Below are 25,394 nucleotides of genomic sequence, written 5' to 3' on the forward strand. Positions count from 1 at the left end.
TGGCTACCGATGTATTGTTGAACGCGAAATGTACAGCAAAGATCAACACGCCCTAATCAACAGGAAGATATTAAGAAAAACATACTCAGAGAGTTGGGTAATGTTGACGCTAAGTTCATCTCGTTGGTTGGCAGTGCTGGAACAGGAAAAACGCTATTAGCATACGATATAGTCAAAGAATACAAGCAAACTAAAAATCCACTAATTGTTCACTGTGGTTATCTAAATGAGGGGCATCATACTCTAATTAGAGATGGCTGGGATATCGTTCCAATAAGGGATTTAGGAAGGCGTGATGTCGCAGACTATGATGCGGTCTTCATTGATGAAGCACAACGGATTTATGAGAATCAACTAAACAATACAATTGAGGGCATTAGAAGTAGTAATGGGAAAATCGTTTTTTGTTATGACCAACTACAAACGCTGTCCGATAGCGAAGCACGAAGAAATATTGATGAAAAGATCAGTAATATCGATGGGATTATTAGACATCAGTTATCTGAAAAAATAAGAACCAATAAAGAAATTGCTACTTTTATCAAATGTTTATTTGACAAAAGTAGAAACCTACCAATTCATAATAGTCATAACATCGACTTTGTATACTTCGATAATGCTGATGATGCAAAATCGAAAATTCGCTCTTTAAGTGGTGACGACTGGGAAGTGATTCGTTTTACTCCTTCGCAGTATCACAATGAACATCATGAGCAGTACTCAAACACAACCTGTCAGACGTCTCATGGCATAATTGGTCAGGAGTTTGACAACGTAGCTATCGTTTTAGACAACCTATTCTATTACTCAGACAGTAATGTTTTAGATTACAGAGGGCGTGTTTACTACAATCCTATCAAAATGTTGTTCCAAAACATCACACGTACGAGAAAAAAGCTGAAGATAGTTATAATCAACAATCAAGAGCTGCTAGAAAGATGTATGTCAATCTTAAACTGACGCACGTAAACATACAAATAGGAGCTCAGTCCCCGTTAAACGTACCAATTCAGACTTGTTCTGAAAGTTACCCGTTTTGAGGATTGGTGCATGTCAGATCATATCTGGGCTAGATTCTTTTGAGCCCAGATTGATTTCGCCACCTTCTAAAGTGTACGTTAGCGTTCTGCCGCAACAGACTTTTTTTGATGATTTCGAGACTTCCCATTAGTAGAAGTTACCCCGAACGTCTAGCGCTTAAGGGGTTCGTAACAAAGTTTTGTCCTGAGCCTTGCTGCGGGACGACGCAACCCCAAAATACCGTTTTATGTGTTTCTGATAGTCAATAATCCATTGCATCAAAGAAACATTTGACCAAAGCTTTTTTACCAGCTTTGCGTCTAGAGACTATTGAATAATGCTCTTTCCCTCATCAAGTGAATACATATTCAACTTTTCACAAATACGCTTTAAATTATCTCGACGAATGAGGCGTATCTCAGATTTTCCATCAAATGTCACATTGGAGTGATCTACAAACACTTGTACATACTCACTATTCAACATCTCAGCTTCAACTTCTCTTGCTATCGAAGCTCCCACAGGAACAAAAGCTTTTAAAGATGACTTAATATCCACCCCAAGCTCCCGACTAGCACTCGCTGCAGACGCCTTAGGTCTCTTGTCAAAGTACTGCTTAACCGTTATACCAATCTTACAAGCGACCCATCCTTCAGCAACCTCACCCAATGGAAAGTTCTCTAACTCTGAAATGTACAAACAATCACTTTGTAAATTCTGAGGCGGCAGAGTTTCGTATAGTTCCTCATCTAATTTACGTCGCCAAATCACCATTCGAACTGCAGGCATGTACTGCGCAAACTCTTGAAGTGAGTTGAAGGCACCGGCAATAACAAAAAGCACTTCGTTATCTTGGTAGGTCTGTCTCGCACCGCATATCTCTGCCAAAACATAGTTTTTAAGACCTGCGTTGAGCAATACATTTGAATAATTGCGCGATTTAAACTCTGACCAAGGTTTTATACCCTTTGAAGCAGCTTGTTCGATGATGTCGTCTGACTCGTCCCTCAAAGTCACTAGAGCGTTTGCCAAAGGGCTGAGCTTTAAAAAAAATTGATCTACTAAATTCATCAACCCTTTACGCTTGGCATAAGTGTAGGCGCCACGGTTCTCTTCGTGCCACCTCTCCTTGATGGCGTAACCTTTCAAACTTTTCATCAGCGACTCTTCAGTCCATTTAGTGTTCATTTTAAGTAGACTGTCCATCTGTTTGGCCACTTGGAGTTTACGCTTTTGGATATTGCTCAAGTTGTCTTTATTGTCAAACTTCCTCCAAGTTTGATAAGCCTCAAACGCCTTTTTTACACCCGGCTGAGAACTGTTCGCAAAATCACGACGCACACCCAGCTGACGAGCTAACCTTAAGAGTGTTTTGGGCTTCCATTCAATCTCCGATTGATCGCCCAATTTGTAGTTTGCAAGCAGAAATATGCTATTTGAAACTTTAAACGGATACTCTTTAGTGTAGTTCAAAGAGTAAATACGCTTGTAAATTGCAGGCCATGTCTCATTTAGTCTTCTGACTGTATGTGAACCGTCCATACAAACATAGCTTCGAAGAAGCTTAACAAGCTCATAACGCGATGCATAAGCTACTGTAGGCCGAGGGGGGGGGTATTCGATCCTACAAGACTGGAACACTTCCTCTCGCACACGTAACCCACCTCCCGCATCCTTATCAAGTTGCCCAATCCTCTTTGAATAGGTTGAATACTTCTTGTGGAACTCCTTTCCACTGCACTTAACGTTAAGAGTCTTAATAGCTTCAATGAGCTCCTGTTTCCCCATACGGCTTATTGCTGTCATAAGTATATCTTTATAGTAATATCGTTAAATTAGTCATTAACTAAGACACCCCTTCCTACTTTGATATACGGTAGTTGAGCCTTGTTTTACAAAATAAGGAAATTTCGTAACTCATAAATTGTCCAGAATGTGTCGATGGAGAGTAGAACACAAAAATGTCCAATACTGAGTTAGCCTTCTCCCTTACCCAACAAAAAGGCCTCGCAATGCGAGGCCTTTGATTTTTCTATCTATCAGAAGAGATTAGTCGCGAAGTGCTGCGCCGAATTTCTCTGAGATTGAAGCTACGATAGCATCTACTGAACCAGCGATGTCTGCATCTTCAAGTGTGCGCTCTACAGACTGTAGGCTAAGTGCGATTGCTAGGCTCTTCTTACCTTCTTCAACGCCTTGACCAACGTATACATCGAACAGTTTAGCGCCTGTTAGGAATTCGCCACCAGCAGCGATACACGCTTCTACGATGTCGCCAGAAGCTACTGCTTCGTCAACAACAACGGCGATATCACGACGGTTTGCAGGGAACTTAGATACTGCTACTGCTTCTGGAAGCACGCGAGTGTTGATAGCTGCCCATTCGATTTCGAATACGATAGTACGGCCGTTAAGACCAAACTTACGCTCTAGTTCTGGGTGAACAGTACCAATGATACCCACTTCTTTGCCGTCTACTACGATAGCCGCAGTTTGACCTGGGTGAAGTGCTGGGTGCTTAGCTGCTTTGAAGCTGTATGCGATTTCGTTTGCAGAAAGCTCAAGAACTGCTTCTAGGTCACCTTTAAGATCGAAGAAATCTACAGTGTTAGTTGCAATGTCCCAGTGCTCTTCGCCACGAGTACCAGAGATAACGCCCGCAAGCATCATTTCTTGGCGCATGCCGTTTTCAGCAGTTGCTTCAGGGATGAAACGTAGGCCTGATTCGAATAGACGAACGCGAGACTGTTGACGCTTCTGGTTGTGAACAACCGTGTTTAGAAGACCTTGGATTAGGCCAAGACGCATTGCTGACATGTCCGCAGAGATTGGGAATGGCAGGATTAGCGGCTCAACACCAGGTACAACAAGTTTTTGCTGTTCTGGTTCTACGAAGCTGTATGTGATTGCTTCGTGGTAGCCACGGTCCACAAGAAGGTCACGAACGCGCTTAAGCGGTTGGTCAGCTTCTTTGTGGTCATTCATTTTAAGTGCCGCTTTAGGCGCTTGGTTTGGAATGTTATCGTAACCGTAGATACGACCTACTTCTTCAATTAGGTCTTGCTCGATTGCGATATCAAAACGCCAAGATGGAGACGTTGCCGTCCAACCAGCTTCTGTCGTTTCAACTTCACAACCTAGGCGAGTAAGAATTTCCACTACGTCTGTAGATGGGATTTCGTGACCTAGTAGGCTGTCTAGCTTAGCGCGACGTAGAGCAACTACGTTTGCTTTAGGAAGAGCAGCTTCAGATTCGCTGCCGTTTACTGGCGCAACTTCCCCACCACAGATTTCAACTAGAAGCTGTGTTGCACGCTCCATTGCTGCTGCTTGAAGTGTTGAATCAACACCACGCTCGAAACGTAGAGAAGAATCTGTGTGAAGGCCGTAAGCACGCGCACGACCACGGATGTGATCAGGTGCGAAGAATGCAGCTTCAAGAAGTACGTCTGTTGTTTCAGTAGTAACACCTGAATCTTTACCGCCAAAGATACCAGCGATTGCTAGTGCTTTGTTGTGGTCAGCGATAACAAGTGTGTTGCTGTTTAGTTCAGCTTCGTTGCCATCTAGAAGTGTTAGCTTTTCGCCCTGCTCTGCTAGACGAACCACGATACCGCCTTCGATCTTAGCAAGATCAAATGCGTGCATTGGTTGGCCTTGCTCTAGCATCACGTAGTTTGTGATGTCTACAACTGGGTCGATTGAACGGATACCACAACGACGCAGTTTTTCTTGCATCCAGATTGGTGTTTCCGCTTTCACGTTTACGTTCTTAACCACACGGCCAAGGTAACGTGGACAAGCGTCAGTTGCTTTAACTTCAACAGATACTGTGTCTTCAATGCTTGTTGCAACAACTTCTACTGCTGGCTCTGTAACGTCTGCGCGGTTTAGTACGCCAACTTCACGAGCAAGGCCACGGATGCTGAAGCAGTCTGCGCGGTTAGCTGTTAGGTCTACGTCGATAGTTACGTCGTTAAGCTCAAGAAGCTCACGTACGTCCATACCTAGCGTTGTACCTTCTGGCAGCTCAAGGATGCCGTCAGACTCTACGTCGATACCTAGCTCAGAGAAAGAACAAAGCATGCCGTGCGATGGAACGCCACGTAGTTTTGCTTTCTTGATTTTGAAGTTACCAGGAAGTACTGCGCCAACTGTTGCTACTGCTACAGTTAGGCCAAGACGACAGTTAGATGCACCACATACGATGTCTAAAAGCTCTTCTTCGCCGATATCAATTTTTGTAACTTGTAGTTTGTCTGCGTCTGGGTGCTGACCGCACTCAACCACTTTACCTACTTTAACGCCGGTGAATTCACCAGCAACAGGTTCTACATCGTCAACTTCCAAACCAGCCATAGTGATTTGGTGAGCTAGCTCTTCGCTGTTAATTGCAGGTTTAACCCACTCGCGTAGCCAAGATTCACTGAATTTCATAGTTTTGACTGCCCCGGATTACTTGAATTGTTTTAGGAAACGAAGGTCGTTCTCGAAGAACGCACGAAGGTCATTTACGCCGTAACGAAGCATTGTTAGACGCTCAACACCCATACCGAATGCGAAACCAGAGTATTTCTCAGGGTCGATGCCTACAGAGCGAAGTACGTTAGGGTGAACCATGCCACAACCTAGAACTTCTAGCCATTTGCCATCTTTACGTTTCACGTCAACTTCAGCTGAAGGCTCTGTGAACGGGAAGAATGAAGGACGGAAACGCACTTCAACTTCTTCTTCAAAGAAGTTACAAAGGAAATCGTTAAGAATGCCTTTAAGTTGTGCGAAGTTTACGTTCTCATCAACTAACATACCTTCCACTTGGTGGAACATTGGCGTGTGAGTTTGATCGTAGTCGTTACGGTAAACACGACCCGGAGCAATGAAGCGGAATGGCGGTTTGCCGTTTTCCATCGTACGGATTTGAACACCAGAAGTGTGCGTACGTAGCATTAGATCAGGGTTGAAGAAGAAAGTATCGTGATCAGTACGAGCTGGGTGATCGTCTGCGATGTTTAGTGCATCAAAGTTGTGGAATGCATCTTCGATCTCAGGGCCAGACTCAGTGCTAAAGCCAAGCTCACCAAAGAACTGTTCGATACGCTCAACTGTGCGAGTTACTGGGTGAAGACCACCGTTCTCAATGCGACGACCTGGTAGGCTCACATCGATAGTTTCTTCAGCTAGTTTCGCTTCAAGCTCTGCACGTTGTAGTGCGTCTTTGCGAGCTGCGATCGCTTGTTGAACAGCACCTTTCGCTTTGTTGATCTCTTGACCAGCAGTGCGACGCTCTTCAGGTGGAAGTTTACCTAGGCTTTGTAGTTGAAGAGTGAGTTCACCCTTCTTACCTAAATACTGAACTCGCACTTCATCAAGTGCGACTAACGAATCTGCTGTATCAATAGCAGTCGTTGCATTAGCAATGATCTCTTCTAGATGTTGCATCATTTCCTCATCTACCAGTTGGTAGTGTCCGTATCGGATGATTAGTTTTTTTAGATAGCTACACATAGTAATCAAACACGCTACCAATGCCAAATTGAATCGCTAAAAGAGCAAGTTATTGACTAAAAACACGGCAAATTTAACAGGATATTAATGAGGAATAGGAAGAAGTGGAACAAATACCGGTTCCACTTGTTTATTTTAAAGTGAGTCGCACTCAAAAACTAAAGTGAACTAGGTTCTAGAATTAAAGCGAATAGCGCTCAAAAAATAAAGTGAGTAGCGCTCAAAGACTAAAGCGAGCGGTGCTCTAGATCTGAAGTGAACGGTACTCTCAATATCGAGTGAACCGAGATCTAAATCTGAATCGAACAAACGCTGTTCTTCCCCGCGTTTTTCGCTAAATAGACGGACTCATCGGCGGCTTTAATCAAATCGTTCATTGAGCCGAATTCTTCGGTTATTTCAGCGACACCAACACTAATGCTGCCAATCCAAACTTGATTACTGGTTTCAACCTCTAATTCAGACACTTTCTGTCGAGCGGTTTCCGCTATGTACATCCCACCTTTAAGGTCGGTGTCTGGGCAGATAACCAAGAACTCATCGCCACCTAACCGGCAAACAATATCATCATTACGGAACGTGTTTTTCAGTTCACGCGAGAGGGTTTTTAGCACCAAGTCGCCTGCATCATGACCGCTAGTGTCATTAATGCGCTTGAAGTGGTCGGCATCAATCATAATGCACACTAAAGGCATGCCAAGTTCTTTAGAGTCTTGCCAATGCAGCGCTAACTGTTTAAAAGCACTACGACGGTTATGCAAATTAGTGAGAGAGTCGGTTAATGACAGCTCTTCAAGTCTCTTGTTCGCTCTTTTTAATTCAGCCGTGCGTTCCTCAACTTTATCTTCGAGTAACTGGTTGAAGCGTAACAACTGCTTATTGCGTTCAGAGACTTGTTCAAATAAGCCTTTAAGAGCCGCCAACAAAGGCACAGTCGAAGAGTCTTGCTGCTTTTCCTCCGCTTCAAAGGCTTGCAGAGGTGTCGCGCCCTCTTCTATGGCGGTCATTTGTCGCGCCATGTTTTGGTCGATGCCGAGGATGTGATAAGCAAGCCAGTGGATTAAGAAATCAAGTAACTGCCGTGCGGACACCTGATCTTCTTCCAAGATGAAAGCTTGCATGCTGTAGATATCTTGCATGAATACACGATGCACTTTGATGTGCTCTTCAATGTGTAACTCATACACACCGCAATCCCTCATCAAAGATTCTTCCTCTTTAAAGTGAAATTCTGCATAGCGTGTGAGATCGAGTAAAGCGACGTTAATGTCGTCAATAGAGATAGTATTCTCTGACAACAGGTTTCCGTAGTGGTTGATAAAACCAACAAGATATTGATGCTGTTCATCTACAACACCAATGCCTGTTTCAAAGTTTTTATCCCAATTAAATGAATTCATAAATCCCTTAAGGCCGATACCACCAGCACGATTTACATGCATATTCGGAGGTTATAGATATTCGAAAAAATATAACCATCTTACCTGTGGGTCTATTAGATTGTTTGATCCATTTTATAAAAAGAAGATATTGAACACTCTAAATATAACTCATCTTAAATTTGAGACGCCCCTTTTAACAAGAGCGCCTCACGAAGCTAACACTAGAAATAATATTCCAACGCCATCTCAACAAAGTCATCCTTGCGCGCGAAGAACAGCAAGTCTTCTGGGGTTTCGTTCTCAAACAACCAAGCATTCAACCGCCACTTAAGGTTGTTGTTGATGCGGCTTGAGGCTTCTAACTTCGCACTGTAGACATCACTGTTATCTAAGTCTTGAGTGATGCCTGTAAGCACCTCAGTCCCATCTTCATCGTTCAAGGCGAAACGAGCTCCAAGGAACACATCGTTTTGACCGATGGTTTGGGCGTTATTGCCTCGGCTGTCATACAGATATTCAGCAATGAAGCCGATATCCCAATACGATTCAAGCGCGCCAACCCAGGTGTATTCAAAGCCTGTTGCTACGCCCGTGTGGTTGTCGTAGCTTTCGCGATAAATGCTTTCCAGCTTCCATAACCAGTCTCCGATAATGCCTTGCACATCCAATCCGAAGTGCTGCATTTGTGCGTAATACGGCTTTAGCTGATTGCCTTCAACACGGTAGTAAGGGTCGCGGTTTGTGCCGCCTAAGTAACTTAAACCGACATCCCAATCACCGTACATTTGGCTATAGCGCAACGCGACATCCACATGCTTATCTTCTCGCGAGGATTCATAAAGCGCATCGTCTGATACAGGTATCGTTGGTCTTAAGCGTCCGTCTTCGCCTGCAAAGGTACGCTCACGAAAATACGGGAGTAACATGGCATCGATGGTTCCCCACTCTTTTATCGAGGTGAAGTGCACCATAGGCTGACCTAGCTTGGATTCACCATCGACCGATTCAATCGCATCGGTTTGGTTTACCACATCCACCAAGTGCGCCGATTCGGTCACACCCCAAAACACCTTGCCAACACCGGCGCGCAGTTCGTAATCGTCCCAATAATTGAGATACAGAGCTTCACGAACGTCGCCATGGGTTCGCTCATCGTCTTCGCTGTCTAACCGATAAAACGGCGTGAAGGTAAAGCTGCCATTGCCCTCTTGTTGCTCCCAGTAGAACTCTGGCTGTAACACCAGTGAACTTTGCCCTTTGTCTTGCCCCTGTAAGCCTTCACTAAAGAACTGCCTGTGTTCAAGGTTAACCTGCCCTGCGAGCTCCGGGGTAACCTGTTCTACGAATTCAGAGCTAAAGCCTGCCGCCACACATGGCAACGACACCTGCATAAGCCCGACGGTCGCTGCCAAAGTTAAGGATAACTGGGTTCCTGTTGCCACAATCCTTTTCATATTCCTGCCTTATTTTGCACGTTTTAGTGTGTTCTTTTGGAAATCCTTGTCTTTAAGACCGGTCTGGAAGGCTAAATCTGTCGTAGTTAATACCGTACTCTTGCCTGTTTGGTGGTTTTGCATCGACATGGTGTGTGCGCGCCAGTATTGGTTTAGGTATTGTTTGTAGTCTTGGAACGATAGAGTTTTCAGCAATGCGCCTTTACGGTCGTAAAACTCCACTTGAACGGGGCGGTAGTATTGTTGGTCTAGCCATACTTTTTGCATGGTGTAGCCAGAGTTTTTGTCGGTCGGTACTTGTTCTAAAACAAAGGTATCGACACCTTCGATTTTGGCGTCTTCAATGTAGTTGAAGGTGTACTTTTCTAGCTCAAACGAGCTCAAGTCTTCGTAAGCAAATTCACTGCCCATAAACGGGCCCGATTTGTTGCGTGAAGAGATGCGTTTTACACGTTTCAATGCAGGCAGATACAGCCACTGGTCATCGGATTTGGTGATGTGTGAATGGTTTAGGAAAGCCGTACCTTTAACGTCGCGGGGCTCATCAAAAATGGTTAAGCCTTTGTCGCCATCGTCATCGACTTCCAAAGATTTCAATCGCATTAGGCGTGTGCTGCTTTCGCCCTGTTTGTTACGAAGTAGCATTTCCATGGTCGCGACAGAATCGCCCCACCCAACATCGACCGCTTTACGTTGTTCGGCAATTTCTAAGCCTTTCGCAGGGTCTGCTAACGCTGGGAAAGCGGCGAATGTGCTCACAGTCAACGAGCTAACCGTAAGTAATGTAGTAACGAATGATTGTTTAACGCTTTTCATAAATATCTCCTTGAGTCAGCCCACCGCAGCAGGCTGACGATTCCTTATTTGGTCGAAGTAGACAGTTCTGCAGTCGAGTTAGGCTGCGCTGTTTTAGATGGCTCTGTTTTAGACGGTTGCGATTCGTGCTGAGGTTTATCTGCATAGTGCGTCTGTTTGTCGAAGATCATCAGTAAGCTCGGTAGCAAGATGAAGTCGACCACCAGCGCAATGAAAATCACAATCGCGCTGAGCAAGCCCATGTCGGAGTTGAGTCTGAAGCTCGACATCGCCAGTACAGAGAAGCCAGCCACCAGAACAACCGTGGTGATCCACAAGGCGCGTCCAACGGTGTGGAAGGCATATCGAACCGCTTCTTCTGCTGATTTCCCTTCGATTCTGGCGCGTTGGTATTTACTTAAGAAGTGCACCGCATCATCAACAACGATACCCAACGTGAGCGTCACCACGACTGACAAACCAAGGTTGATTTCACCAGAGATAAGCGCCCATAAACCAAAGCCAATGATCGCAGGCGCAATGTTTGGCACTAGGCTGATCATGCCTAAGCGAACTGAGCGCAACGCAAAGATCATCAAGCCAGAGATAAGCACTAAGGTAATAGGCAGAGTCGAGAGCATGCTCGCCATATTGGTTTCGCCAATGTGGGCAAACATCAGTGATGGGCTCGACGCGACTACTTCATACTGAGGCGCATTGGCCGCAAACCATGAGTAAATGCGCTCTTCGAGTTCGACTAGCTCCACGCTGCCAAGATTATCGACGGTGAGCACCATTTTGATCGATGACTTATCGACGTTAATCTGGTTGTTCAAGTCCAAGCCATACGGCAAAGACATCTCATAAAGCAGAAGATACTGCGCGGCAAGTTCACGGTTAAGCGGTAGCTTGTAGTAGCTTTCGTCGTCGCCATGCATGTTCTTGTTCAAACGCATGTAAACATCAGAAAGCGTCGCTACATGGTCGGTCTCTGGTTGAACGCGCAACCACTCAGTAAAGTCGCCAATTGCTTGCAAGAACACAGGATCGGCAATCGCTTGAGATTCATTGGTTTTCACTGCGATGCTAAGGGTCGTCATGCCGCTTACGGTCTCTTCCATAAAGTCGGCCGCTTGTCTGAATTCACTTGAGGTATCGAAATACTTCACCGATTCATCGTTGACTTTGTTGAGCGGGATTAACGCGGCAGCACCCACAATCACTAGCGTAGAAATCGGCAGCAATGCTTTACGATTAGTTACGACAAAATCGCCCAGTTTATCCATGAAGGTGACTTTGTTTGCCGCCTCACGGTTAGCAGGTAGGCGTTTCACAGGCAGCAGTTTTAGCAGTGCAGGCAGCATAGTCACAGAGAGGAAGCACGCGATAAGTACGCCTAGTGCCGATAAGTTACCGAAATCACGCAGCACTGGTGAATCCGACATGTTCATCATCAAGAAACCAATCGCAGTGGTGACTGAGGTGATCAGAATTGGCATCGCATTGAGCTTAATGCTGTATTGAATGGCTTGTGCTTTCTCCATCCCGCGTTGCATCGCTTGTCTCATGGTCACGATTACGTGAACACAATCAGCAACCGCCAAAGTTAACACTAAGGTAGGAACATTGACGGTTGCGGTACTCAAGAACATCCCTGCCCAACCAGATAAACCCATGGTGGCAACAATCGAAGAGATAATCACAATTAAGGTAGCCACCACGCTAAAGAACGAACGCAACATAAAGGTCAGGAATACCAACACCACTAATAGCATTAATGGCACCAGTGTTGAGCTGTCTTCTTGAGCCGAAGTCATAAACGCGTTGTTCATGGCGATGATGCCCGCTTTATGGAACTCGACGTTGGGATACTGAGCTTGGTACTTGCCGATCATGGCATTGATCGCCGCAATCACCTCTTGCACTTCCGCCGTCTTATCCACTTCTGGCAGTTGTACGGTCACGTTAACAATCGTCACATCACCAGAGGCCGACACCAAAGCATTCTTAAGCAACGGTTCGTTGAGGGCGATCTGTTTTACTTTGGCGATGCGCTCTGGTGTGTGCTCATACTCTTCATACAGCAAGTCTTCTACCAAAAGATCATCTTCAATGGCTTCGGTGTGCTGATAATTAGCTAGGGAATCGACACGGCTTGAATACGGGATCTGCCACGCATCAACCGTGAGATTTTGAATCAGGGTGAGAGTTTCAGGGGTGAAGACATTGCCATCTTCAGGGGCGACAACAATCGCAAGGTTGTCGGTTTTTGCAAAGGTGGTTTGAATCTCATCGAACGCCATCAACTGCTTGTTGGTGCCTTCGAAGAAGATGTTGTAATCCCCTCTAAAGTAGAGGTTCTTCGCACCAAAAGCAGAAAGCATGATGATAGAAAAAACCACCAGCAGAACGATAAACGAACGCTTGGTCGGTATTGAGTGCCAACTGTTATTTAGATCAGTGTTTGCGTTATCGACATTACGGTTATCTCGATTTTGTTGATCGAAAGCGGGCTTCTGGCTGTCATGTTTCATCACAGTCTCCATTTGTGACGATTCGTCATATTTGTGTCATAAAAAGCCAGCCGAAGCTGACAAAAGACACAATTCTTAGTCAAACACTCAAGAAACCAAAACTACAGTCGGTTAATCTCAAGTTTGTGACGAATCGTCAAAAATGGTTATTAATAAACCCACATGAGTGGGCTTAATAGAAGCTATCGACCTACTGATTCTAAGTAAGCGATCTCTTCGCTGAACAGTTCTTGTTCTACACGGCGCCAGGTTTTGCGGTAATCCCAGTCACTAGAAAGGGGCTGCCAATTGAGGCCGTCTAGAATCATGTTCGCGTTGTGTAATACTGAATACGGGTCTTGTAACCGCTTAATACAATGACTGTTTGATGCATTCTGTGACAAAGCATTTGAACCAAATGCGATTGACCAGTTAGCAAAAACGATGGCATCTGAGCCAACGCCAGAAGAGAACTTTAGGTCACCCGCTTCTACCGCTTGGTTAACCATAGAGTCGCATTGTTCAATCACCAACTCTTCCAGTTCATTCATCTCGGCGACGCGTGCACTAGACGCTTTCTCTAGTACCCACGGGCTTTTAGCCATGATCGCACAGGTTGATAGTACCGGTTCCATGCGAGCATAGATTCGGTAAGCAACGTGCAATGCGACGATCTTTTCACGTGTGTTGCCTTCAAACTCTCCAGAGCGAGCAAACATCATTGCTTCTGTCTTGAGAGAGTGAATACATAACGCTAAAACGACGTCTTCTTTGCTGCAAAAGTGATTGTATATCGTACCTTTAGAATAAGAGCTCGCTGCCGTTAGCTTGTCCATCGTGAGGTTTCCGAACCCTTGTTCTCGAACCAGATCTTTTGCTAACAACATCAACTCTACTTCTCGGTCTGCAATAGACTGCTGCTTTTTAGACAACACGCCTTTGCAACCAAAGATACCTTGTTTATCGCCTTTACAACCAAAGCCAAACATAATTTTTTAGTCCGTATATGAGCTTAGCCGTTATCTAAGCTTCGCCAGTATTTAAAACACTCCTATCCAATATATTAACACGAATAGTAAATTCATGTAGTTAACCATTTTGTGACGCTTCGTCATTTCTGACTTATCGTCATAATAGCGCAAATATTGATCATATCAAGGTGTTTTATAAATTAAATACAACTTATGAATGGATGGATAAATATGTCAACAAGTAGATAGAGAAGTCATCAACAGTCACTAGAGAGAGAAGATAGGCGCTTTCATGAAGAGAACACGAAAGGTGAGAAGCTCATTCTTTACGTTAATAGACCACGTTATTTTAAGCCTTAGTGCAGAATCAGACCCGAAAAAGACGGCCGTAAAACCCACCTTTAGCCACCTTCTGACCTAGAATGAATGAGTGTAGGCTTACTTTTTAGGGCAGACCTCTCCTTATGGTCAATATTTGGCTTACTAATGCCGTTTTCTGTTAAGTTGCTATAAATTCGGTAAGGGGTGACTTACAATAGTGACAACGACTTACCTTTTTTGAGAACACGATATTGAGCGCCAAATATTCTTATTTAGCTTGGCAAGTGAATACTTCTAGCCCTGCAGAAAAGCTGGTTTTATTGATGCTTGCAGACGGTGCTGACGAATTCGGCTACACCAATGTGTGCCTACAAACAGCAGGTCAACTTTGTGCTCTCTCTACGTTTGGTTTAGCCGACTGTCTTAAGTGTTTAGTCGACCAAGGTTTTCTCGATAAGGTAAAAGTAGATTATCGGGATAAAAAAGAGATTCACGTTTTCAAAATGCTCATTGAGCAAGAGCAAACTGCGGCGCACGTTGAGGTTCAACCGACCAATAGTATTCCGGTCTACTCTACGGCACCTGCACCTGCACCTGCACCTGCACCTGCACCTGCACCTGCACCTGCACCTGCACCTAAGTTTCAGCCTGCTCCGGCACCAATGCAACACATGCAGCAGGCCCCTCGCCCACAAGGTCGAGGCTCAATGAACAGCAACACCGTCTCTACTCATGATCTCAACGAAGAAGAGATACCATCATGGGCGGAACGTGCGTTTAAATTCTCCGGTTTGACCGGTGACCATAGTTTAGTATGGAAAAAATTTGTCCTCTGGTATAAAGCCAAAGCCAATGAATTAATGCCATTATCTCGGATTGAATCCAAGCTGCAGTACTGGCTAGTTAACGAGAAGCAAAATGAAAGACAACAACAGCAGAAGACCTCTCAATATTCAGGAAATGCAGGACAAGCTCAAGGAAATGGGTATCGACAAAAGCTTAGCCCATCTGAACGCTTCAGGCAGCAGCTCATTCAAAAAGGCAAAAAGCCAACCTTCTGAGCCAGCTTCACCTGTTGTTCCGGAAGTGCTGCCTAAAGATCCCGCAGTACCTGACGTTATTGAAGCACAGAGTACGGAAGTAGCGACACCTAATGCTGCTAGCACTGGTGCGTCTCAACAAGTGCCAGTTGTTGATCAGGATGCCGCAGAATTAGAACTAACCGATTGGTGTATCCATGTGTTCGGCTCTTTCTTGAGCGTATACGAAACACAGTGGGAATATCAGTACGGTAGCGAGCCAAGTGGCAAGTTCATTGAGTTTGCTAACTCTGTTGATTCAGACGGCCTAAACCGAGTGCTAATGCACTGTCATGAGCGCATTCAGCTTGGCAACAGTTGGCCGCCGCAAATGGGTGAGCTTTGGATCCTGAAAGATTCTTTGACGGAAGAAGAGTTGTTGGATAGCCGTATCCGTGTGTTGTCGCGCACAGCGGTGAACAAGATTGAGAAATGGCTGATTCAAAACAAGCTGTATGACTTGAAGCGCACTGCGGAAAACAAGCTTGATGGCCTGTTTAAGAAGTACTACTTGGAAGCAAAACGTTTAGATGAGAAAGGCATGCTAGAAACGGAGTTACCGCAATTCCTGCTTGCCGCTAATTCAGTGAAGAACCTGAACGATTTAAAACGTGAAGAGTACGAAAGCCAACACGGCAAAGCGATTAACCCTAGAATTCAGCGTATTTTGAACAGTAAAAAGTAACCGTCGGCCCGCTATCTGTTGTAAGAAAACAGAGTAGCGATTACACGGTTAACAGATACAAAAATGCCAGCTATCAAGCTGGCATTTTTTATGAATTCTTACGAACCCTTTAACCACTACCCGACCGTTATTAACGATCGTTTTACCGATTAATTAAAGTAGGTGGATAGTTGCGTTTAGAGAGAAAACGCCTGCGTCGTCATCTTTCATTTTGAAGTTTTGGTAGCTAGCGCCTACAGATAGTGGACCGAAGATGAAGTATTCAGCGCCTACAGCGTACATGATATCAACGTCGTCTTGCTTGAAGTTATCGCCTTTCACTTCGTAAGAATGAAGACCACCCTTCGCGTATACGTGAAGAGGACCGAAGTCGATGCTTGGTTTGATCGCTAAGTAAGCAGTGCTTACGTCAACACCTTGTTTAGCACGGTTGCCGTAGCTAACGTTGTCGAAAGAACCTAGATCCCAGTAACCCGCTTCAACACCGATTAGTGGAAGGATACCTGTACCTACGTGGATGCCCACCGCATTTTCATCTTCACCAGCGAATGAGTTTTGACCACCCATTACACCGCCGTACAACCAAGAATCAGCCATTGCTGTTGAAGATGCACCTAGTAGTGCTAGTGCCAATAACGTTTTTTTCATATTCGACCTTTTTCGTCCTAGTGGCAGGCCTTGAGTGGTAATAAATTGCCACCAAGTCGCCCTGTATGTAATAACTATTCAATTAGTAATGCAATAAGCAAGATTTATACCCAAACCTTGCTATTGCGTCTAGCTTTATTCCTTTAGCAAGCATCAATCGCGTTTTTAACACGCTTATCTGATACTGGGTAAGGCGTACCGAGCTGCTGTGCGAAGAAGCTTACACGAAGCTCTTCTATCATCCAACGCACCTCTTTTACATTTTCTGGAACCGCGATCCCTTTTGGAATTTTATTCAGCAGTTCTTTGTAATCATTCATTACTGACTCAACTTTGATCATATGAAGACGATCTTTATTCGGGTCAATTGGCAGTTTTTCCATGCGACGTTCAATCGCTCTCATATAGCGTAGAATATCCGGCAGGCGTTTCCACCCACATTCTGTGGCAAAACCCTTAAAAATCAAACCTTCTACTTGAGCTTTTATGTCAGAAAGTGCGAATGCCATAGAAAGATCGACACGGCCTTTTAGCTTCTTACTGATGCTGAATGCCGTGGTTAAGATGGTTTCAACTTGTTGAGCAATCTCAACTACCGTATCACCCAACTCTGCACGTACGTGCTCTTTCAGTGCTTCAAACTGCTCTGGTTCCCAAACCAAACCGCCCTTCTCTTCAATCAGCTTATCAATACCACAAGCGATACAGTCATCGATTAAATCAAGTACCTGTCCGTATGGGTTGAAGTACAAGCCAAGTTTCGATTTGTTCGGCAAGTTAGAGTGCAAGTATTTGATCGGCGATGGCACGTTCAATAAGATCAAACGACGTTGACCCGATTTCATTGCCGAGATCTGCTCTTGCTCGGTTTCGAACAGTTTGATCTCTACGCTGTCTTTGGTATCCACCAGCGCAGGGAAGGCTTTAACATCGTAGCCGCCACGCTTCTGTTGGTAGACTTTTGGTAACTCACCAAAGCTCCACGTGTGCAGATTCTGCTGCTCGATATCGTCATCCGCAACTTTAGAAAGCGTTTCTTGAACCTTGTCTTTCAGGCTCTCTTTCAGTTCATGCAAATCTTTCTGTTCTTTCAGCTTACGCTTACGATGATCTACGGCACGGAATGTTACCTTTAAGTGTTCCGGAATCTGGTCTAACTTCCAGTCGTCACGGACCACTTCAACACCTGTCATACGGCGCAGCTCTTTCTCAAGAGAGTCTAACAGCGGGGCTTCTAACGGTGTAACACGAGCCAAGAACGCATCGGCGTAGTTTGGCGCAGGCACAAAGTTACGGCGTAGCGTTTTAGGTAATGACTTGATTAGGCTAATCACCAATTCCTGACGTAGTCCTGGGATCTGCCAATCGAATCCGTTCTGGTCGATCTGGTTCAAGATAGGCAGCGGAATGTGTACCGTTACACCATCGTTGTCATCGCCCGGCTCAAATTGGTAACTCAGCTTGAGCTTGATATCGTTTTGGTGCCAGAAGTTCGGGTAATCCAAGTCAGTAACGTGGCTAGCATCACCTCGGAACAGCATCGACTTTTCAAAGTTCAGCAGTTCAGGGGTTTTCTGGCTGGTCTTCTTCCACCATGTATCGAAGTGACGGCCTGAAACTGCCTCTTCGCCAACACGCTGGTCATAGAAATCGAACAGTTCATCATCGTCGATCAAGATGTCACGACGACGCGATTTATGCTCTAGCTCTTCCACTTCTTGCAGTAGCTTGCGATTCTGCTTGAAAAAGGCGTGTTTGGTTTCCCACTCACCTTCTACTAATGCACTACGTACAAACAACTCACGGCTGACTGTTGCATCAATTGCACCGTAGTTCACAAGGCGTTTAGGAACAATCGGGATTCCGTAAAGCATCACTTTTTCGTGTGCCATGACTGCCGCTTGTTTCTTCGACCAGTGTGGTTCGCTATAGCTACGTTTAATCAGGTGTTTCGCTAGCGGTTCAATCCATTCAGGTTGAATCTTGGCGATAACACGACCCCAAAGTTTTGAGGTTTCCACCAGCTCAGCAGACATGATCCACTTAGGCTGTTTCTTAAATAGGCCAGACGCAGGGAAGATATGGAAACGTGCGTTACGTGCACCTTGATACTCATTCTTCTCTTGGTCTTTCATACCGATGTGCGAAAGCAGGCCTGATAGTAGCGAGATATGAATGCCATCATAGCTGCCCGGCTCTGTATTCAACTTAGTATCCAGTTCACGCATCGCTTGGTGAATTTGAAAGTACACATCTTGCCATTCACGAATACGTAAATAGTTGAGGTAATCCTGCTTACACTGTTTGCGGAACTGGTTACTCGACAGCGCTTTTTGCTGCTGCTTGATGTAATCCCATAGGTTCACAAACGTAATGAAATCAGACTCTTTATCGAAGAAACGTTTGTGCTTGTCATCAGACGATTGTTGCTTGTCTGACGGGCGCTCACGCGGATCTTGAATCGACAACGCAGACGCAATCACCATCACTTCGTGTAGGCATCGGTTACGTGGCGCTTCAATCACCATACGCGCTAAACGTGGATCGATAGGCAGTTTTGCTAGCTTACGGCCAATCGCGGTGAGCTTCTTCTTGTCATCGCCTTGGTTCTTGTTTTTGTTGGCTGACGGTTCAACAGTCGCGATCGCACCAAGCTCTTCAAGCAGCCTTACACCATCTTGAATGTTGCGCTTATCGGGCGCTTCAACAAATGGGAACGCTTGAATGTCGCCGAGGCCTAGCGCTGTCATCTGAAGGATAACCGATGCTAGGTTAGTACGAAGGATCTCTGGGTCAGTAAACTCTGGGCGTGATTCGAAATCTTCCTCTGAATACAAACGAATACAGATACCTTCCGCAACACGACCACAACGACCTTTACGCTGATTTGCACTCGCTTGAGACACGGGCTCAATCGGTAGACGCTGTACTTTGGTGCGGTAGCTGTAACGGCTAATACGCGCCGTACCCGGGTCGATAACATACTTGATGCCCGGAACGGTTAATGATGTTTCTGCCACGTTGGTTGCCAGAACAATGCGTCGTCCCGTGTGAGACTGGAAGATACGGTTCTGCTCACCTGCCGATAGACGTGCGTAAAGCGGAACAATTTCAGTATCACGAAGGTTACGTTTGCTCAATGCATCTGCGGTATCACGAATCTCTCGCTCACCGTTCATGAAGATCAAGATATCACCAAGGCCTTCATCACACAGCTCATCAACGGCTTCAAAGATACCTTCGATTTGGTCGCGGTCTGAATCACTGTCATCACCACCTAATGGACGGTAACGCGTATCTACTGGGTAAGTACGGCCAGAGACTTCGATGATTGGTGCATTATTGAAGTGCTTAGAGAAACGCTCTGGATCGATGGTTGCCGACGTGATGATCACTTTCAGATCAGGACGCTTTGGTAGCAACTCTTTCAGGTAACCCATGATGAAATCGATGTTCAGGCTACGTTCGTGCGCTTCATCGATGATGATGGTGTCGTACTGGTTTAAAAAACGGTCGTGTTGAATCTCCGCCAGTAGAATACCGTCGGTCATCAATTTGATCTGTGTGTTGTCAGAAATCTGGTCGTTGAATCGAACCTTATAACCAACAAACTCACCTAGCTGCGTTTCCATCTCTTCAGCAATACGGTTCGCAACCGAACGCGCAGCAAGACGACGAGGCTGAGTGTGACCAATTAGGCCAAAGCGACCACGGCCAAGCTCAGAGCAGATTTTTGGTAGCTGAGTGGTTTTACCCGAACCCGTTTCACCCGCCACGATAACCACTTGGTTTTCAGCAATGGCTTTCGCGATGTCGTCGCGTTTTTGGCTAACAGGGAGAATTTCTGGGTATTCAATCGTTGGTTTTTGCGCAGCACGCTGAGTTGCCGTCATCATTGACTTAGCAATGTCTAACGCAATCTCATCAAAGACAGCGTGCTTAGCTTGTTCGTTCTTAATTTTACTCGCACCAGCAATTCGCTTACTCAAACGGAAGCGATCGCGCATCATGCACTCATTTAAGGCCTTACGAAGAGAGGCTGGGCTATTTTGAGATGCGCTAGCTTTAGGTGCTTGTTGTTTGTTGTTTTGCTTTTTTTGATTAGCTTGATCAGCAGCAGAATCCGATGTCGCGTTGGTATTCGCTACATGGTTATTTTTATCTGCTTTTTCCGGAGACGAAGTCACAGCGTGTCCTATTCTTTCTCTTATATAAACTCGCGCGATTGTAGCATAAAGGAAAGGAACGAGTTAACACAAAGCAAGGAATATTAGCTGCCTAAGCGCTTGCTGAAACAGGGGCAATGCAAACTAACGTGTTCAATTGTTACACTAAAAACTGAAGCTCATTATTGGTAGGCAGTTGGTGATTCGATTAAAAAATGTTGGCTTAGATTGCCCAAGCCAACATTAGGTAGAAACACGTTATTGGTAGAGACTCTGAAAGCAATAAGAGCTTCACTTGTCTCGTGTTTAGTATTCCAGATTAACTTCGTCTTTTAATAAAACAGACTTATCAACGGGTTTCATTAAGTAATTCATTACAGTAATTGAAACCAATAGCGCAGCGTAAGCCAAATAGGTGTTTTCAGCCGTCCCCGCTACCGAGGCGAGTATTCCTCCGAAGAACCCTGACACACCCCATGCTGAATAGAGTATTCCAAAGTTGGTTCCGTACGTCTTCAAACCATAATCCACCGCTGTTACTGGAGGGAAAACACCGAATAACGCACCATAAGACATGGCGCCTGCGGAGATCCTGATCATTAGAGGAATCGTGGTTTCAATGGTTGTAAAAAACACCATATTGACCGCTTGCAACATGAATATTAAGCCTAGTGTATGAACGCGCCCTATCCTGTCGAATACAACGCCGCCAATGACTCGCCCTGCGGTATTAAAAATCGCTAATAAAATGATACCTAACGCAATTTCTTCAGCGGTTAAGCCTATTGATTTACTGACGTTGCCAATGGAACCGATGAGCATGATACCTGCTGCTGATGACACCATGAACATTAACCATATCTGGTAAAATTGTGGTGTTTTAAGCATATCCAGCCACTGGATGTTTATGTCTGATCCATATTCCGCAGCCTTTCCTCCGGGAACTTCTGAAACATATCCTTTGGGTGGGTTCACCAGCAGAGAGGCCATCGGGATCATGAAGAGTAGACCGACACCGAGGATCTTGAACGTATCTAAGATGCCATAGTGTTCGATGAGAACGGTCGATAACGGAGCTAAATACAGTGCCGCCATCGCAAACCCACCAGCGGTTAAACCACTAACCAGCCCCTTTCTGTTCTCTGGCCACCACTTCATGGTACATGGGCCAATACAGGCATAGGCAAAGCCCATCCCAGCACCGACCATACACCCGAAGGTAACCTGCAATTCCGCTAATGTTGAGGCATAACCGGACGCTAAAAGCCCCGCCCCGACAAGAAACACACCAAGTATTGTGACCTTCCTTGGCCCTATTTTGTCTTGCCATACCCCAGCCAAAAACAGACTTACCGAAAATGCGAACACGGAAGTCTGGTAAGGCCCATCTACGTCCTTAGGATCAACACCTAGCGCCTCAGCCAAAGGTTCACTGAAAACGCCCCATACATATAGGATACCGATCGATAGGTTCACGATTAAACCTATCACTAGTATTTTAAATGGTTTACTAATCAAGCTAACCTCAACAATTCGCTGTTTATGAACAATCGTTAGAAATGATGACTTTCAACGACTTGTGGTCTGAAGCATGGATAAAGGTCGAATAAGCTTCTTCTGACTCTGTTAAATTGAACTGGTGACTAATCAGTTTTTGAGGTTCCAAATAACCCGCTCTAATTTGCTTGATTAACATTGGTGTTGTGTTGGTATGAACCATGCCAGCTGTCATAGTGAAGTTTCGTTTCCACATGTCTTCTAGGTTAATCGTTGCAGATTTACCGTGAACACCAAGCACTGCAATGTTGCCTCCTGGGCACACCAACTTCTGAGACATATCCCACCCAGCAGGAATGCCAATAGCTTCAATCACCACATCAACACCCACATCATCTGTCATGTCGAGAATTTGCTGCACGGCGCTGCCATCTGAGTTATCGATCGCATGAGTTGCACCTAGCTCTTTAGCCACTTGCAGTCGATGAGGGTTAGTATCAATTGCATAGATTTCGCTTGGAGTGAAGAACTTAGAGGTCATCAGAGCTGCAAGGCCAACGGGACCACAACCAATAACGGCAACAGAGCAACCCGGCTGAACCTGACCATCCAATACACCCACTTCGTAACCCGTTGGGAAAATATCGCTCAATAGAACCAGAGAGTCTGTATCGATGTCATCAGGAACAAGGTGCAGACTTGTATCGCCATAAGGAACTCGAACGTATTCCGCTTGGCAGCCATCAATTTCATTACCAAGTAGCCAGCCACCATCTAAACATTGACCAAATTTAGACACTTGACACATTTTGCAGCTACCACATGAAGTAATACATGACACGATCACGCGATCGCCTGGCTTAAACTTACTCACCAACTCACCGCATTCTTCGACTATACCAACCCCTTCATGGCCCATGATTGTGCCTGGCTTAAATGTCGCAACGTTATTTCTTAATATATGTAAATCCGTACCACAAATTGTGGTTTTCTCGATTCTTACGATGACATCGCTTTGCTTCTCAATTGTAGGGATTGGACGTTCTTCCAATTTCGCGCTGTCTTTTCCATCAAATACATATGCTTTCATTATTCTTCCTAGCTGACGTTGTTGTTATATAAATTCGAGCTCATCATATAGACGCAATTAAATAATTAACGTGACCAGCACGACGATTAACAATCGATTAACAGACAATAAACACAGTTAGAACACCATGAAGGCCCAGGATGGCAATATAATATAAGTCATTGTAAATAATATAAAAAAGTTAACAAATAATGAAAGAAGGTTAAATAATCAAATAGTAGTAAAATCCGAAAAGGAGACAGAGAATATTAGATAATCAGAATGAACTCATATATTAGGTTTCAGTTGAAGTAGCTTCGAATAGTTAATTATCAGTGACTAATCGTGATTAGCTCTTTTCTTTAGTGATAAAAAAATGCCGCTCTATTTGGAGCGGCATTTTTAGTAGATGTAATACTTTAGAACTCGTATTGGAAGTAAACCGTGTTGTAGTTACTGCCACCTTTGATACGTCCAAACTGGGACGCATTTTCAAAGATCGCCGAGCGGTGATGTAATGAGTAACCAAACCATAAATTGTTGAGGTCATTCTTACCGATAAGGTCACCGACGTTCACATCAAATGAGAAGTCCAAGTAGTTTAACAGGTGGCTTGCCGTGTAGCCCTTACGATCCATTTCAGAGCCTTCGATATAAGTAATCGAATCTATGTAAGACATACCCTCTGCGACACCGAATCGCCACTGAGTTGGCCAGTTGAAGGTGTAGTACGCTTTAATTGCAATGATGTATTCCGAGCTACTGGATTGAACGTCTGAACTCCAGTGATGCGCAATACCCGGCGTTAGATAGATATCCAACGGGAAACCAAAGATCTCATCCGTTAAAGGGTGACCGTAAAAGAACGATGTGAGTTGGTTGTTGTATTCGTCTTTCTCCGTGTTGAACTTCATGATGTCGCCGATATTCGACGGTGTTGCCCAGCCATGTGCGACACGTAAATACGGCGCATTGCTCAACTTAGGTTTCGGCGCTTTCTCTTTATCGTTAAAGAAACCAAAGCCAAGGTACAGTTCACCTTGATAACGATCTTCGACAATCGACGAATCGTAAGCGTTATCGTCCAATCGAGTGACACTGGTTGAACCCAATAAGTATAAGTTTGAAACTACATGGTAACGCGCTTCAACACCGACATTTAAGTCAACACCAGCCCCAATGCTTTCACTCGCTGCAGAGTAATACTCACTGTTGAAGTCAGCACTTTTATAACGCAGTGTCGCACTTGGGTAGAACTCCCAATCGCCTGTTTCATACTTCGCTTTAGCACGCAAGTTACCGTGGAGGTTAAACTCACTGTCACTCATGATTTCTGTTTCAACAGCCCACTGCTCGTCCAACTGGTACGCAAGTTGCCCACCAAAGTCAGCTGTATCACCCTCAATCGCGTTCTGCTCAGATGCTGGGATATCAATAAACCGCATGCGAGAAATAGCATTAAAAGACCATTTTTCGTCATCTGTTTGGTAGAGGTAAGCCCCCATTTCAGTACCGTCAATGAACACATAGTCGTTTTTAAAGAACAACATTGGGACAAACGAGCTGACGGTCTTATCACCACCTGACGTGTCATAAGGGATACTAGCAGTACGGAACATTGCTGCAATGCCCCACTCTTGCTCTTCAGCGGCCCACACATTAGTGCTTAGGAACGCGCTACCAAGTAGAATCGCACCCGATGAAGTGAGAGTCGGTAAATATTTGAGCTTCATTCTTATGTAATTACTCTTTGTAATAAATATTGTGTTACTGAATAGACATTTATTAACCGTGATGGCTAACTATTTTTAGGTTTGCTCGGCATTGACCGTTACAATGTAGGATATTCTCGGTTAAATGAAAGTATTGTGAAAGTCTCCAAATTACAAAATATTATAGATCACTTACCCAAATATTCCGATCCAGATATTGTTATGGGCGAGGCGTGGCTACCCGAACGTTTGGTGAATACCAACCTAGACGGCGACATGCTATTCCTTGAATTCGATAATGCCCCTGAAGACAATCAAGGGGATGAAGAAGGCCGTGGTTTTGTTGAACACGAGATTGCTATGATTCGTGAAAAACTGGAACAGGTGTTAGACGACACTTCCGATACCAAGACCAAAGCCGATGCCCTATTGGCAATATTTCTAATGGGTCATGAACTTTCTAGTTCAGAAGTTATCGAAATACTTGAAACAACAGAGTCTGAAACGAGTGAGCCTCAAACGAATAAGCTCGAATTAATAGAACACCACGACGACTAGCCACTAACGATTTTAGGTA

Annotated in this window: 17 protein-coding genes; 4 read left to right on the forward strand and 13 right to left on the reverse strand. The window is 44.9% G+C overall.

Annotated features, from left to right (window positions below):
- The first annotated feature begins 123 nt into the window (after window positions 1-123).
- Window positions 124-960 (forward strand): DNA/RNA helicase domain-containing protein, encoded by an 837-nt coding sequence (locus ACED45_RS05450; protein WP_371713469.1) that lies wholly within the window; start codon window positions 124-126, stop codon window positions 958-960.
- 387 nt (window positions 961-1,347) lie between these two features.
- Here the strand turns inward: ACED45_RS05450 and ACED45_RS05455 are convergent, their stop codons facing one another.
- The 8 genes from ACED45_RS05455 to ACED45_RS05490 form a co-directional block, all read right to left on the reverse strand.
- The gene (locus ACED45_RS05455; RefSeq protein ID WP_371713470.1) at window positions 1,348-2,826 is read right to left on the reverse strand and encodes a hypothetical protein; all 1,479 of its coding nucleotides are present in this window, start codon (window positions 2,824-2,826) and stop codon (window positions 1,348-1,350) included.
- 243 nt (window positions 2,827-3,069) lie between these two features.
- The gene (gene pheT / locus ACED45_RS05460; RefSeq protein WP_371713471.1) at window positions 3,070-5,457 is read right to left on the reverse strand and encodes a phenylalanine--tRNA ligase subunit beta; all 2,388 of its coding nucleotides are present in this window, start codon (window positions 5,455-5,457) and stop codon (window positions 3,070-3,072) included.
- Window positions 5,458-5,475: 18 nt separating this feature from the next.
- Window positions 5,476-6,459, reverse strand: coding sequence for a phenylalanine--tRNA ligase subunit alpha (pheS, locus tag ACED45_RS05465; protein WP_004734764.1), 984 nt, complete (start codon window positions 6,457-6,459; stop codon window positions 5,476-5,478).
- Between the two features lie 356 nt (window positions 6,460-6,815).
- Window positions 6,816-7,925 carry a GGDEF domain-containing protein gene (locus ACED45_RS05470; protein ID WP_048668675.1) on the reverse strand — a complete coding sequence of 370 codons (1,110 nt, stop codon included), beginning with the start codon at window positions 7,923-7,925 and terminating at the stop codon, window positions 6,816-6,818.
- A gap of 203 nt (window positions 7,926-8,128) precedes the next feature.
- Window positions 8,129-9,361 carry a hypothetical protein gene (locus ACED45_RS05475; RefSeq protein ID WP_371713472.1) on the reverse strand — a complete coding sequence of 411 codons (1,233 nt, stop codon included), beginning with the start codon at window positions 9,359-9,361 and terminating at the stop codon, window positions 8,129-8,131.
- A gap of 9 nt (window positions 9,362-9,370) precedes the next feature.
- Entirely contained in the window at window positions 9,371-10,177 is an 807-nt protein-coding gene (locus ACED45_RS05480) for an outer membrane lipoprotein-sorting protein (protein ID WP_371713473.1), read from the reverse strand.
- Window positions 10,178-10,221: 44 nt separating this feature from the next.
- On the reverse strand, window positions 10,222-12,702 hold the full coding sequence (locus tag ACED45_RS05485; protein WP_371713474.1) for an efflux RND transporter permease subunit: 2,481 nt from the start codon (window positions 12,700-12,702) through the stop codon (window positions 10,222-10,224).
- Between the two features lie 170 nt (window positions 12,703-12,872).
- A complete protein-coding gene (locus tag ACED45_RS05490; protein ID WP_004741595.1) occupies window positions 12,873-13,658 on the reverse strand; it encodes a TetR/AcrR family transcriptional regulator in 786 nt (261 codons plus the stop codon).
- Between the two features lie 554 nt (window positions 13,659-14,212).
- Here ACED45_RS05490 and ACED45_RS05495 point away from each other — a divergent pair.
- Both ACED45_RS05495 and ACED45_RS05500 read left to right on the forward strand, forming a co-directional pair.
- A complete protein-coding gene (locus ACED45_RS05495) occupies window positions 14,213-15,022 on the forward strand; it encodes a hypothetical protein (RefSeq protein WP_371713475.1) in 810 nt (269 codons plus the stop codon).
- On the forward strand, window positions 14,943-15,725 hold the full coding sequence (locus ACED45_RS05500) for a hypothetical protein (RefSeq protein WP_102478626.1): 783 nt from the start codon (window positions 14,943-14,945) through the stop codon (window positions 15,723-15,725). Before ACED45_RS05495 ends, ACED45_RS05500 begins: the two co-directional genes overlap by 80 nt.
- A 153-nt stretch (window positions 15,726-15,878) precedes the next feature.
- Here the strand turns inward: ACED45_RS05500 and ACED45_RS05505 are convergent, their stop codons facing one another.
- From ACED45_RS05505 to ACED45_RS05525, 5 genes are all read right to left on the reverse strand, one after another.
- Window positions 15,879-16,373 (reverse strand): outer membrane beta-barrel protein, encoded by a 495-nt coding sequence (locus ACED45_RS05505; protein WP_017107497.1) that lies wholly within the window; start codon window positions 16,371-16,373, stop codon window positions 15,879-15,881.
- Between the two features lie 143 nt (window positions 16,374-16,516).
- Window positions 16,517-20,560 (reverse strand): ATP-dependent RNA helicase HrpA, encoded by a 4,044-nt coding sequence (hrpA, locus tag ACED45_RS05510; protein ID WP_371713476.1) that lies wholly within the window; start codon window positions 20,558-20,560, stop codon window positions 16,517-16,519.
- A gap of 285 nt (window positions 20,561-20,845) precedes the next feature.
- Entirely contained in the window at window positions 20,846-22,057 is a 1,212-nt protein-coding gene (locus ACED45_RS05515; protein ID WP_371713477.1) for an L-lactate MFS transporter, read from the reverse strand.
- Window positions 22,058-22,079: 22 nt separating this feature from the next.
- Window positions 22,080-23,126, reverse strand: a complete 1,047-nt coding sequence (locus ACED45_RS05520; protein ID WP_008222112.1) for an alcohol dehydrogenase catalytic domain-containing protein — start codon at window positions 23,124-23,126, stop codon at window positions 22,080-22,082.
- A 398-nt stretch (window positions 23,127-23,524) separates the two neighbouring features.
- Window positions 23,525-24,838 carry a MipA/OmpV family protein gene (locus ACED45_RS05525; RefSeq protein WP_371713478.1) on the reverse strand — a complete coding sequence of 438 codons (1,314 nt, stop codon included), beginning with the start codon at window positions 24,836-24,838 and terminating at the stop codon, window positions 23,525-23,527.
- Between the two features lie 81 nt (window positions 24,839-24,919).
- Between ACED45_RS05525 and ACED45_RS05530 the strand changes: the two genes are divergently transcribed.
- Window positions 24,920-25,375, forward strand: coding sequence for a hypothetical protein (locus ACED45_RS05530; protein ID WP_371713479.1), 456 nt, complete (start codon window positions 24,920-24,922; stop codon window positions 25,373-25,375).
- The last annotated feature ends 19 nt before the right edge of the window (window positions 25,376-25,394 follow it).

Origin of the sequence: Vibrio crassostreae (assembly GCF_041439375.1) — a bacterium.
Taxonomy (GTDB): domain Bacteria; phylum Pseudomonadota; class Gammaproteobacteria; order Enterobacterales; family Vibrionaceae; genus Vibrio; species Vibrio crassostreae_D.